We start from the raw sequence: 12,210 nt of genomic DNA, 5'->3' as shown, positions 1-12,210 counted from the left end.
AGTGTTTATATAAAGAACGACAACTGACGTTCGCTTCCCGGTTCGTTAATCACGACCTGGTTATTGTTGATATGCAGCTGCGGGGAGACCGTGTAGTTTTTCTGTTCCCCGGAAGCGGTGACGGCGCAGCAGAGCCAGCTTTCCCCGACCGGGATTTCAGTCATGAGCACAGGAATCGACGCGCACTCTGCAAACATCACGCTGCTGTTTGGCGGGGTGACGATGCTGTCGGGCTGGCGCGCCATCGCTGGCGAGAGGTCGACAATCACGCTGCTGCCGTTCTGGGCATTCAACACAGCCCTGCGCTCCTGCAAGCGATGCTCTGTTTTGATCACCGCAAATCCGCCCTCCACCGTTTGCAATCTGCGGGCGCTATCCACGCGATGCAGGCGCAGATGCCACTCGCCAAACGGTACCAGCCAGGTATCGATATGCACGTCGTGCCACGGCGACCAGCGCGAGAAAATGAAGTTTTCATCGACGCGTACTTCCTCACAATCGCGACGACCGCGAAAGTAATTATCCGCGTCAGAGAGCAGCAGCATCGAGTCGCAGGCCGCGTGTTTGATGCCGTAGCGCCCACGCTCAATGGTGAAACCAAAGCGGCTGGAGTAGGCAAATTTGGTGTATTTCGCCTCGGTGTTGACGTAGTTATTTAGCTCAAGCTGTCCGGCGGTAAGCAGCGTGACGTGCTGCGAATCGTCGGTGTGGATAACTATCTGCTGCGCGTTGGGGATCAGGTGTTTTTCCGCGCGTTTCGGCAACGGCTGTTCCTCTGCCTGCCAGAACGGACTTCCCTCATCCAGCGCCAGGATCAGGTAGGTTTTCAGTGCCCAGTACGGCGACCCCGGTGAGTTGTAGTCCTCGCACATCGCCAGATTCGGATAGGCAAAACCGAGCGTCAGAATACCGTCGCGATCGAGGATTGGCTGATGCTGCCACCAGCGCAGATGGCGCAAAATGATGCCTTTGACGATGCCTGGCGTGAACACATCCAGCCCAGAAAATGCCACCGCGCTCCAGAAAGCGACCATCGCAAAGCGGTAGGTCAGGCTGCGGCCAAACGGAATCGAGGCTCCGTCGGCGGCGGACATATAAATGAAATCATCAGCAAACTGGCGTGCGCGGTCGCGCAGCACAGCCGCCCTCTCCTCGTCGCCGCTCAGAGTGGCGTAGATCAGGCCGTAAAAGTGAAACGCCATCGAGATGTAATAGTCTTTCGGACGGCCCACGCCATCGGAATACCAGCCGTCGCCCAGATAGTAGGCGTCCATCAGCGCAAAGCGGTGATCGATAGCAGATTGATCGAACGGCAATCCGGCGCGTTTAAAACCGAGCTGGACCATAATGGCAAAATAGTTCCAGTTGCTGTCCGGCATCTGGGCATCGGTGATTTGATTCAGCCACGCGTGCAGATTTTGCACCTCGCGCTCGCTGAACAGATCTGTGAGCCGGTTTTGCAGCAGCGCCAGCCCGAGTCCATAGGCAGCCATCTCCACCAGACGCTGATCGTAAGGCGCGGTTTCGCCCCAGTAGCCTGCACTGTGCGGATCGGTGCCCTGCTTAATCGCGGTGATGTATTTCTCGCTATAGGGCGTGCTGTCGCCAGAAGCCAGCAGCGGAAACAGGCCCCACAACGCGCGCGACAGCCCCTCCATCTGCGCAATATCCGTCGCGTAGTGTGCACACGTATCACCCAGTGAAATGCGTGAACTGCCCGGCGTAAACTGTTTATCCAGCGCGCCTAACAGGGTATTTAATTCCGCCACCACATCCTGGCGGGTAGACAACGGATTTGATGTTTCTTTATTTGCCGCCCACATACGCTCGTCCTCGTAATCATCTGCGGCAAAGAATAGTGAATCCATAACCCCCAGAAATGTTAGCCGTGTCACAGGGAAGAGAGATGAATAAACCCGAAGTTGAGAAAATTTAAAAAGGTGGTTTATAACGGGGAAGAGACGGGTAAAAGTTGAGTTTTATTGCACTATGCGCGACACGCCAAAATCTGACCATCTGGAGCTGATCACCCTCAACGATACCATTGTGTCGTTCAGCCGCCTGTTCGCCAATACCGTGCGCTATCACCACTGGCATCAGTGTCTGGAAATTCTGTATGTCGAAGAGGGTTTTGGCGTGGCGATCGTCGATAATCGCCACTACACCATGCGCCCCGGACGGATGTTTTTCTTCCCGCCGTTTACGCTGCACAAAGTGATGGTTGATGAGCAGGCCGAGGCGATTTATCGGCGCACTATTATTCACCTCGATCACCACGCAGTGCTGAAAGTGCTACGTGATTTCCCGCAGGCGCAGCAGCGATTACAAAAGCTGGCGCGGCGCGGCGGGCCCGCGTGGGTAGCCGATGTGGCGCAAAGTCAGGTTCATATTAATCATCTGCTGAACTGCTATCAGCCGCCGATGAACAGCGAAAGCGTCGCCAGCCTGCTGATCAGTTTATTTGCCATGCTGCCGGACGACAGCGATGGCGCACCCGGCAGCAGCCACGGCATCGCCAGCCAGGTGATGTTCTGGCTGGATGAGAACTATCAGGTTAAATTTAGCCTCGACGCGCTGGCGCTTGAGCTGGGTAAATCCCGCAGCTACGTTTCACGTAAATTCCACTCGGAGACGGGCGAGAAAATTCACGATTACCTGAATACGCTGAGGCTGCGAAAGGCCTGCGAATGCCTGCTGCACAGCGACGAGAGTGTGCGGGATATCGGTGCGCGGGTCGGGTTTTCGGATGTGACGTATTTTATCAGCGCGTTCAGGAAGGGGATCGGTGAGACGCCGTTGCAGTACCGGAAGAATCATTCGGGCGGTTGAAGTTGGGTGCGGTCTGGTGCCCTCACCCCGGCCCTCTCCCACGGGAGAGGGAGAACACATTAAAAACGGCAACCCTGTTGCCGTTTTGCATTGACCTTGTAGGCCGGGTAAGGCAACGCCGCCACCCGGCATTTTTGCCCGGCGGCGCTGCGCTTGCACGGGCCTACAAAACCGGGCTGATTTAAGCACTTTTCTTCCCCGGTTTTAATCCGCGGTGAAACTCGTTGATGCGTTTCATGGACTTAATCGTGCGCTGCGGCGCGGTGGAGGCTACCGATAATACAATCATCTCCAGACACAGCATCACCGTGCCGTGCAGCGGGATTTTACCCTTCTCGTTACCGCGCGGAACGTGGATCACCACGCTCGCCTCTTTGCTGAATCGCGAATCGACAGCGTTGGTCAGCAGAATGGTCGGAATACCTAAACGGCGGGCCTCACGCAGGGTAGTTTGTCCTTCCCGGTGCGCGGATTTTTGCGCCATCATCACCAGTACATCCCCGCGCTGGAGCTCAATCAGCTGCTCAGCGAGGTTAATCCCTGTGCGATTCAGGGCCATCGCTGGCAGGCCAATACGGCTAAACAATCGCGCGGTATATTCCGCCAGAATCCCCGACGCGCCAATACCAAAAATCGCCACCTGGCGCGCCTCGCCCAGCAGCGCCACCGCCTGCGCCAACGCGTAACGGTTCTGTGGTTCCGATAATATCTCGCAGGTGTGCTGATGCCCTTCCAGCACAAAATCGATACTTGAATTGACGTCGCTGGTCAGCGCCTTCACGGTGGTGGTGATCTTCTCGCTGGAACTGAGCGTCGGTCCAAACCAGTGCTCCAGCGTCTGTTTCAAATCGCGTAAACCGGCAAAACCCAACGCCTGAATAGCGCGTACCACCGTCGCATCGGAGGTTTTAAGCAGCGCAGCGATTTCCATCGCCGTTTGCTCCATCACTGCTTCACGATTGTCATTGATGTAACTGGCGACCAGCAGCAGGCGCGGCGTGAGCTGATGTGCGCGAGCGCGAAAACGCTCCCCGTAGACATCTACGCGAGATTTGTCTTTTCTGTTCATTTCACCTCCGGTAACGGACGACCGGCGATTTGTGACTGGATCTGCGCGGCCATTAACCCCAGCGAGGCGAAGGAGTTGGAGATCGCCTCCTCGCGTGAAATCAGCACGTAATGTCCGGTGCGACAGGCGTTGAGGAATTGGCACCAGCCGGGCATGACGGCCTCCATCGCCGCCAGCTCGTCCTGCGGTTTGCCGCCCGTGTCGCCGCGCCAGGTGGCAAAGACGAAATCCGCATCCAGCTCAGGCAGGCGTTCGGCGCTGACGTCAATGCGGCCACCTTCGGGAATATTGTCGATAAGAGGCGGGAAGGTGAATCCGGCGTCGCGCAGCACGCGGCCCAGGGAGTGATAGCTGTGCATCACCGTGATCTTGCCCTGATTAGCCTGGATCACCGAGACGCTCGTTTTCTTCGTCTCGATCGTCGCTTTTAGCGCGGCGATCTGATCCTGATAGCGACGCTCAAGGATCTTGAGCCGCTCCTGCGTGCCGGTCAGCTGCGCCAGCTTGCGGTAGATTTCCGGCGCACCGCCGTCAAGATGATCGATGCTTACCGTCGGCGCGATTTTCTCTAACTGCGAAACCGGCGTGCTGCGGGTCGGCTCGGTGATGATCAGATCCGGCTTGGCGGCGGCGATGGCTTCAATATCAATATCCGCCGTGCCGATAAACTGGATAGACGAATTATCGAAATCCACCCCCGTCAGCAGCCCACCGGAGCGGATAAAATGGCTGCCGTCCGGGCGCGTACGTCCGTGACTCGCCACCGGCGGGACGCCCAGTTCGATCAGCGGAATGGTAATATCGAGATCGTGCAGCGACACGATGCGTTTCGGGTGCAGAGGCACCGTCACCGTGCGCCCTAAATCATCGGTAAACGTCTGAACCGGTTCCGCTGCGCTCGCGGAAAACCCCGCCAGCAGCAGCATCAAAAACATAACGCGCATTTCATTCCCCTTTTAAAACCGGTCCCGGCGCGCCCAGAGCAGCACCAGGAAAAACGGACCGCCAATCAGCGAGATAACAATACCCGCAGGCAGTTGCAGCGGCAGAAACGCCAGCCGACCAATGTTATCCGCGAGCAAAACCAGCAGCGCACCCAGCGCCGCGCTGCCCACCAGCAGCGTAGTCTGCCCCCCTCGCAGCAGAAAACGCGCCATATGCGGCGCAATCAAACCGACAAAACCAATGCTCCCGACGCACGACACGCAGGCCGCCGTCAGTAATACCGGGGCCAGTACGCGCAGCAACGCCAGACGCGAGGTCCGCACGCCCAGCCCGGTCGCGGTGTGATTCCCGAGTAGCGCGACATCCGCCGCGCGGGCCGTAAACAGCAGCAGCGCAAACGCGGGGAGCGCCCAGCCCGCCGCCACGCCAACCAGCGTCCAGTTTGCTGCGTGCAGGCTCCCGGCGAGCCACAGCAGCGCGGTTTGCACGTCTCGCACGTCCGCCGTGGTCATGAAAACCCCCATTCCGGCGGCGAAGGTCCACGACACGCCAATGCCAATCAAAATAAAGCGCGGACGGGAAATGTCGCGGGCAAGCCATATCACCAGCAGCGCTGTCAGCAAACCGCCCGCCATCCCCACCACCGGACGCCAGAGAACGGAAAGCGTCGGAAACTGGAAAATCAGCAGCAACACCGCCACGCTACAGCCCTCTTTCACCCCGATAAGACCGGGATCGGCCAGCCCGTTGCGGGTGATGGACTGCATCGCCGCCCCCGCCATGCCGAGCATCGCCCCGCAGAGCAGCGCCATCAGCAGGCGCGGCAGACGGATGTCCTGCACGATGAAACGGGCGTCGGCGCTCAACGCATCGGGATAAAACAGCGCACGTGCCACATCAGACGTCGGAACGGGAAGTGTGCCGTGCGTCAGGCCCAGTACCAGCAGCGAGAAGATCAACAGGGTTAATACGGCTAACCAGCCCAGCGCTTTGGGGCGGATTAATGTGGAAAATTGTCCGCAACGCAGCGGGCGCAGTTCGGCGCGTAAAACAGCCCGGCTCATCGGAACATCCTCGCGGCCATCAGGATAAACACCGGCGCGCCGACCAGTGCGGTCATTACGCCGGTAGCCAGTTCGTGCGGCGTAAACAGCGTGCGCGCCGCGATATCTGCCAGCAAAAGCACCAGTGCACCGCAGCAGGCACAGAGCGGCACCATGACGCGTAAATCCACCGATACCAGACGGCGGATAATCTGCGGGACCACCAGACCGATAAAACCAATCGGCCCGGCAATCGACACCGCTGCGCCGCACAGTAACGCGATGGCGATCAGGGCGAGTATCCGCGTGCGCACAATCGACACGCCCAGCCCCTGGGCCATGCGATCGCCGAGCGCCAGCATGTTTAAAGAAGGTGCGATCCACAGGGAGAATGCAAATCCTGCAGCAGCCACCCAGGCGGCATGTTGCGTCGTCGCCCAGCTTAATCCCGCCAGATCCCCCGCCAGCCAGGTGCGCATCGCCAGCAGAGTTTGTTCATCGAGGATCAGTACTGCCGCGGTGATGGACGAGGCAAACGCCGACATCGCCACGCCGCAGAGCGTCACTTTCATCGGCGTCAGGCCGGTGCGTCCGGCAGACGACAGGGTGAGCACCAGCAGGAACAACGTTGCCGCACCTGCCGCCGCGATCAGCGGTCGCCCAAACGGCAGCGCCAGCCCGAGCGCGCTGGTGATGACTACCGCCAGCGCGGCGCCAGCGTTTAAGCCGAGAATATGCGGTTCGCCCAGCGGATTGCGGATCACCGCCTGCAACAGCACGCCCGCTACGCCGAGCGCCGCGCCGGTAATGAGCGCCGCCGCCAGACGCAGCAGGCGCAGGTTGATAATTACGTTGTGATCGAAGTTGCGCGGGTCAAACGCCAGAAACGCCTGCACCACGGTAGACGGGGGAATAAAGCGCGCACCGAGGCCCAAATGAATGATTGCGCCCATCAGCAGCAGCGCCAGAAAAACGACGGAAGCCAGACCTGCGCGCATCATAGTTTCCCACTACTGCGGCGAAACGGCATGAAAAACGGTTTGCCGGTCATCGGGTTGACTGATATCTGCACGTCCACGTCGAAGACGGTTTTGATCAGTTCAGCCGTGCAGACGTCGCCCTCGTGCAGCACGCCCTCCACTTTGCCTTCGCGTAAGAAGACCAGCGTATCGCCGTAGTTCACTGCAAAATTGAGATCATGGAGTACGACGACGACGGTGCGCCCGTGATGGCGAGTCAGATCGTGCAGCAGTTCGAGAATCTCCACCTGATAGCGCAGATCGAGGAACGTGGTCGGTTCATCCAGCAGAATGGTCGGCGTCTGCTGGGCCAGCGCCATCGCAATCCAGCAGCGCTGACGCTGACCACCGGAAAGACTTTCAACGGACAGATGCGCAAATTCTTGCGTGCCCGTCAGACGCAGCGCTTCTTCCACTGCCTGCTCGTCGGCGTCGGTCCACTGGCGCATAAAGTTCTGCCACGGAAAACGCCCGCGCGACACCAGCTCAAACACCGTCAGCCCTTCGGGCAGCAGCGGCGATTGCGGCAAAATGCCGAGTTCACGCGAGACCGCTTTGGTCGGCTGGTGGTGAATGGCTGTGCCATTGAGCAATACCGCGCCACCCATCGGGTGCAGCAGGCGCGCCATTGTACTGAGCAGCGTCGATTTCCCGCAGCCGTTGGCCCCAACCAGCACGGTCATTTTTTCAGATGGAATAGTGAGGGAAATATCATCGACGATGATTTTTTTCTGGTAGCCAGCAGAGAGGTTTTCAAGAACCAGCTCCGGCTTTGTCGCGTTTTGAGCCACGTGTACGCCAACTTAATCAAATTACGAATAAATAAAAATAAATCTCATTCTCTTTTGTGAGTTTGCCGCTGTGCTATGTAGTAGTCAAGGGGATAAACACCCTAAAAAAACCAGGGATTAATGGTCTGTACCACCTCAAGAAAAAATGAAAATAATTACCTATTTTCATGACATTAACGTTTTAAACGCGCACGTGAATCTGGCGTTTTTTTACTGTAGTCGAATTTTGCTTTTTTCCATTTACTACTACATTGCCGCATGATTGAATGATTCTCAATTACATACCCGATACCGCACTGGCAAACGGGTAGCGCTTTACGGGCAATGACACACCATCTTCACCGGCGAGCATTCGCAGGTATTTCGGGAAAACAGATTTAATGGCTAAGTTCACACCTTCATTCTCTGGGATTAAAGGGCGCGCACTCTTTTCACTGCTGTTCCTCGCTCCGATGGCGCAGGCGGCAGACAGCGCCACCGCGAAAGACGGCGAAACGCTGACCGTCACCGCTGATACTTCCGCAAAAACAGAGGCGACCAATGGCTATCAGCCACTGAACACCTCCACCGCCACGCTCACCAATATGCCAATGCTGGATATTCCGCAGGTGGTGAATACCGTGAGCGATCAGGTGCTGGAAGATCAGCACGCTACGACGCTCGACGAAGCGCTGTATAACGTCAGCAACGTAGTCCAAACCAACACGCTTGGTGGCACGCAGGATGCCTTTGTGCGCCGTGGTTTTGGGGCTAACCGCGACGGGTCGATCATGACCAACGGCCTGCGCACCGTGCTGCCGCGCAGCTTTAACGCCTCGACGGAGCGCGTCGAAGTGCTGAAAGGCCCGGCGTCGACGCTGTACGGCATTCTCGATCCGGGCGGGCTTATTAACGTGGTGACGAAGCGCCCGGAGCAACAGTTCGGCGGGTCGATCTCCGCGACCTCCACCAGCTTCGGTGGCGGCACCGGGCAGTTCGACGTGACCGGCCCGATTGAAGGCACGCGTCTGGCCTATCGCCTGACGGGTGAATATCAGAAAGAGGATTACTGGCGCAATTTCGGCAAAGAGCGTAGCACTTTTATCGCGCCGTCCCTGACCTGGTTTGGCGATGACGCCACCGTCACAGTGCTCTATTCCCACCGCGATTATCAGACCCCTTTCGATCGCGGGACGATCTTCGATCTGACGACCAAACAGCCGGTAGATGTCGACAGAAAAACACGCTTCGACGAGCCGTTCAACATCACCGACGGTGAATCCGATCTGGCTCAGTTGAACGCCGAATATCGCCTGAACAGCCAGTGGACCGCCAAATTCGACTACAGCTTTAGCCAGGATAAATACACGGACAACCAGGCCCGCGTGATGGCCTATGACTCCGCCACCGGCAACCTGACCCGCCGTGTGGACGCCACTCAAGGTTCGACCCAGCGCATGCATTCGACCCGCGCGGATCTGCAGGGCAACGTCGATATTGCCGGGTTTTACAATGAGATCCTGACCGGGGTGTCGTACGAGAATTACGATCTGCTGCGCACGGATATGATCCGCTGTAAGAACGTTAAAGATTTCAATATCTACAATCCTTCCTACGGCAATCTGGGCAAATGTACGACGGTGTCGGCATCCGACAGCGACCAGACCATCAAGCAGGAAAGTTATTCCGCCTACGTGCAGGATGCGCTGTATCTGACGGATAAATGGATCGCGGTGACCGGCCTGCGCTATCAGTCTTACACACAGTATGCGGGGAAAGGCCGTCCGTTTAACGTCAATACCGACAGCCGCGACGACCAGTGGACGCCGAAAGCGGGCCTGGTCTACAAGCTGACGCCGCAAGTGTCGTTGTTCGCCAACTACTCGCAGACGTTTATGCCGCAGTCGTCTATCGCCAGCTACATTGGCAATCTGCCGCCGGAAACGTCCAATGCCTACGAAGTCGGTGCCAAGTTTGACCTGTTCGACGGGATTACCGCTAATATCGCGCTGTTTGATATTCACAAGCGCAACGTGCTGTACACCGAAAGCGTGGGTGATGAGACGGTCGCGAAAACCGCCGGGCGCGTGCGTTCTCAGGGCGTGGAAGTGGATCTGGCGGGCCGTTTGACAGAGAACACCAACGTGATCGCCAGCTATGGCTACACGGACGCGAAAGTGCTGGAAGACCCGGACTACGCGGGCAAACCGCTGCCCAACGTCCCGCGTCATACGGGTTCTCTGTTCCTGACCTATGACATTCAAAACGTGATCGGCGGAAATACCCTGACGCTGGGTGGCGGCGGGCATGGCGTGAGCCGTCGTTCGGCTACTAACGGCGCGGATTATTATTTACCGGGCTATTTTGTCGCCGACGCCTTTGCGGCCTACAAGCTGAAGTTACAGTATCCGGTGACGCTGCAGCTGAACGTGAAAAACCTGTTTGATAAGACCTACTACACGTCGTCGATTGGCACCAATAACCTGGGCAACCAGATTGGCGATCCGCGCGAAGTGCAGTTTACGGTGAAGATGGATTTTTGATGTAAAAAAGCCCGGTGGCGCTACGCTTACCGGGCCTACGATCGATCCCCTCTCCCTGTGGGAGAGGGTTAGGGTGAGGGCATCAGGCTTCGATATCGGCCATGTCGCCTTTATCCTGCAACCAGTTGCGTCGATCTTCAGAACGTTTCTTGGCTAACAGCATATCCATCATGGCGTTGGTCTGCTGTTCGTCTTCGTCGCTTATCACCAGTTGCACCAGACGGCGAGTATTAGGGTCCAGCGTGGTTTCACGCAGCTGCAGTGGGTTCATTTCACCCAGACCTTTAAAGCGCTGCACGTTCGGTTTGCCCTTCTTGCGTTTCAGCTGCTCAAGCACGCCCGCCTTTTCTTCTTCCGTCAGTGCGTAATAGACCTCTTTGCCGAGATCGATACGGTACAACGGCGGCAGAGCCACGTGAACGTGACCGTTCTTGACCAGGGCGCGGAAGTGTTTCACGAACAGCGCACACAGCAGAGTGGCGATGTGCAGACCATCGGAGTCCGCATCCGCGAGGATACAGATCTTGCCGTAACGCAGCTGGCTTAAGTCGTCGCTGTCAGGGTCCATACCGATCGCCACGGAAATGTCATGCACCTCCTGCGAGGCCAGCACTTCATCGGAAGAGACTTCCCAGGTGTTGAGGATCTTGCCTTTCAGCGGCATGATCGCCTGGAATTCGCGGTCACGCGCCTGCTTGGCAGAGCCGCCCGCCGAGTCACCTTCGACGAGGAACAGCTCGGTGCGATTAAGATCCTGTGCGGTGCAGTCGGCCAGTTTACCCGGCAGCGCCGGACCGCTGGTCAGCTTTTTACGTACCACTTTCTTCGCCGCGCGCATACGGCGCTGGGCGCTGGAAATCGCCATTTCAGCCAGCATTTCTGCGGTCTGAATGTTCTGGTTCAGCCACAGGCTGAAGGCGTCTTTCACCACGCCGGAGACGAAGGCCGCGCACTGACGCGAAGAGAGACGCTCTTTGGTCTGCCCGGCAAACTGCGGGTCCTGCATTTTGACCGACAGCACATACGCACAGCGATCCCAGATATCTTCCGCCGACAGCTTCACGCCGCGCGGCAGAATGTTGCGGTATTCGCAGAACTCACGCATCGCATCAAGCAGACCCTGACGCAGACCGTTGACGTGCGTACCGCCCTGCATGGTTGGGATCAGGTTGACGTAGCTTTCTGTCAGCAGCTCGCCGCCTTCAGGCAGCCACAGCAGCGCCCAGTCGACCGCTTCTGTATCGCCAGAGAAGTTACCGAGGAACGGTTTTTCCGGCAGCGTTGGCAGGCCGTTAATCGCCTCAGCCAGATAGTCGTTCAAACCATCCTGATAGCACCAGCGCTGTTCGCTGCCGTTCACTTCGTCTTTAAAGGTAATTTCAACGCCTGGGCACAGCACCGCTTTCGCTTTCAGAATATGCGTTAAGCGCGAAACGGAAAAACGTGGGCTGTCGAAGAAGCTTTCGTCTGGCCAGAAATGGACGCTGGTCCCGGTATTACGTTTACCGCAGGTACCGATAACCTGAAGTTCTTGTACTTTGTCGCCGTTTTCAAAGGCGATGTTGTAGACCTGGCCGTCGCGGCGCACGGTCACTTCCACGCGCTTAGACAGGGCGTTGACCACCGAGATCCCCACGCCGTGCAGGCCGCCAGAGAATTGGTAGTTTTTGTTGGAGAATTTACCGCCCGCGTGCAGACGACAGAGGATCAGCTCAACGGCTGGAACGCCCTCTTCCGGGTGGATATCGACCGGCATACCGCGCCCGTCGTCGATCACTTCGAGCGACTGGTCGGCGTGCAGAATGACGTCGATGCGTTTGGCATGGCCTGCCAGCGCTTCATCGACGCTGTTATCAATTACTTCCTGGCCCAGATGGTTTGGGCGCGTGGTATCGGTGTACATCCCAGGGCGGCGGCGAACCGGCTCAAGCCCGGTGAGTACCTCAATGGCATCAGCGTTATAGGTTTGCGTCATGATTTAGCTAGCAATTC

General features: G+C 57.7%; 9 protein-coding genes. 2 read left to right on the top strand and 7 right to left on the bottom strand.

Annotated features, from left to right (window positions below):
- Positions 1-5 precede the first annotated feature (5 nt).
- A complete protein-coding gene (locus C3708_RS04075) occupies positions 6-1,823 on the bottom strand; it encodes a DUF2264 domain-containing protein (protein ID WP_103948930.1) in 1,818 nt (605 codons plus the stop codon).
- Between the two features lie 166 nt (positions 1,824-1,989).
- Here C3708_RS04075 and C3708_RS04070 point away from each other — a divergent pair, with 166 nt between their 5' ends.
- Positions 1,990-2,829 (top strand): AraC family transcriptional regulator, encoded by an 840-nt coding sequence (locus C3708_RS04070; RefSeq protein WP_095283389.1) that lies wholly within the window; start codon positions 1,990-1,992, stop codon positions 2,827-2,829.
- 181 nt (positions 2,830-3,010) lie between these two features.
- Here C3708_RS04070 and C3708_RS04065 read toward each other — a convergent pair whose 3' ends face one another.
- The 5 genes from C3708_RS04065 to C3708_RS04045 are packed head-to-tail and all read right to left on the bottom strand — an operon-like array spanning position 3,011 to position 7,696.
- Positions 3,011-3,898 (bottom strand): MurR/RpiR family transcriptional regulator, encoded by an 888-nt coding sequence (locus tag C3708_RS04065; protein WP_103946981.1) that lies wholly within the window; start codon positions 3,896-3,898, stop codon positions 3,011-3,013.
- Positions 3,895-4,842, bottom strand: a complete 948-nt coding sequence (locus C3708_RS04060) for an iron-siderophore ABC transporter substrate-binding protein (protein WP_095283391.1) — start codon at positions 4,840-4,842, stop codon at positions 3,895-3,897. Before C3708_RS04060 ends, C3708_RS04065 begins: the two co-directional genes overlap by 4 nt.
- A 12-nt stretch (positions 4,843-4,854) precedes the next feature.
- On the bottom strand, positions 4,855-5,907 hold the full coding sequence (locus C3708_RS04055) for an iron ABC transporter permease (RefSeq protein WP_095283392.1): 1,053 nt from the start codon (positions 5,905-5,907) through the stop codon (positions 4,855-4,857).
- The gene (locus C3708_RS04050) at positions 5,904-6,887 is read right to left on the bottom strand and encodes an iron ABC transporter permease (protein ID WP_103946982.1); all 984 of its coding nucleotides are present in this window, start codon (positions 6,885-6,887) and stop codon (positions 5,904-5,906) included. The genes C3708_RS04055 and C3708_RS04050 overlap by 4 nt, the downstream gene beginning before the upstream one ends.
- The gene (locus tag C3708_RS04045) at positions 6,884-7,696 is read right to left on the bottom strand and encodes an ABC transporter ATP-binding protein (protein ID WP_103946983.1); all 813 of its coding nucleotides are present in this window, start codon (positions 7,694-7,696) and stop codon (positions 6,884-6,886) included. Before C3708_RS04045 ends, C3708_RS04050 begins: the two co-directional genes overlap by 4 nt.
- A gap of 380 nt (positions 7,697-8,076) precedes the next feature.
- Here C3708_RS04045 and C3708_RS04040 point away from each other — a divergent pair, with 380 nt between their 5' ends.
- A complete protein-coding gene (locus tag C3708_RS04040) occupies positions 8,077-10,218 on the top strand; it encodes a TonB-dependent siderophore receptor (RefSeq protein WP_103946984.1) in 2,142 nt (713 codons plus the stop codon).
- A gap of 82 nt (positions 10,219-10,300) precedes the next feature.
- Here C3708_RS04040 and parE read toward each other — a convergent pair whose 3' ends face one another.
- Positions 10,301-12,193: a DNA topoisomerase IV subunit B gene (gene parE / locus C3708_RS04035; RefSeq protein WP_103946985.1), complete on the bottom strand. Its 1,893-nt coding sequence runs from the start codon at positions 12,191-12,193 to the stop codon at positions 10,301-10,303.
- Positions 12,194-12,210: the final 17 nt, after the last annotated feature.

Source organism: Lelliottia sp. 7254-16 (assembly GCF_002922995.1).
In the GTDB taxonomy this organism is placed as follows: Bacteria; Pseudomonadota; Gammaproteobacteria; order Enterobacterales; family Enterobacteriaceae; genus Enterobacter; species Enterobacter jeotgali.
The sequence above is the reverse complement of the archived record's forward strand: the minus strand, read 5'-3'. Positions and strand labels throughout refer to the sequence as shown.

What these genes read in the sequence shown, in the direction of transcription:
- C3708_RS04050 (WP_103946982.1), bottom strand. Translation starts at nt 6,887, where the DNA reads ATGATGCGCGCAGGTCTGGCTTCCGTCGTTTTTCTGGCGCTGCTGCTG.
- C3708_RS04070 (WP_095283389.1), top strand. Translation starts at nt 1,990, where the DNA reads ATGCGCGACACGCCAAAATCTGACCATCTGGAGCTGATCACCCTCAAC.
- C3708_RS04065 (WP_103946981.1), bottom strand. Translation starts at nt 3,898, where the DNA reads ATGAACAGAAAAGACAAATCTCGCGTAGATGTCTACGGGGAGCGTTTT.
- C3708_RS04055 (WP_095283392.1), bottom strand. Translation starts at nt 5,907, where the DNA reads ATGAGCCGGGCTGTTTTACGCGCCGAACTGCGCCCGCTGCGTTGCGGA.
- parE (WP_103946985.1), bottom strand. Translation starts at nt 12,193, where the DNA reads ATGACGCAAACCTATAACGCTGATGCCATTGAGGTACTCACCGGGCTT.
- C3708_RS04075 (WP_103948930.1), bottom strand. Translation starts at nt 1,823, where the DNA reads ATGTGGGCGGCAAATAAAGAAACATCAAATCCGTTGTCTACCCGCCAG.
- C3708_RS04060 (WP_095283391.1), bottom strand. Translation starts at nt 4,842, where the DNA reads ATGCGCGTTATGTTTTTGATGCTGCTGCTGGCGGGGTTTTCCGCGAGC.
- C3708_RS04040 (WP_103946984.1), top strand. Translation starts at nt 8,077, where the DNA reads ATGGCTAAGTTCACACCTTCATTCTCTGGGATTAAAGGGCGCGCACTC.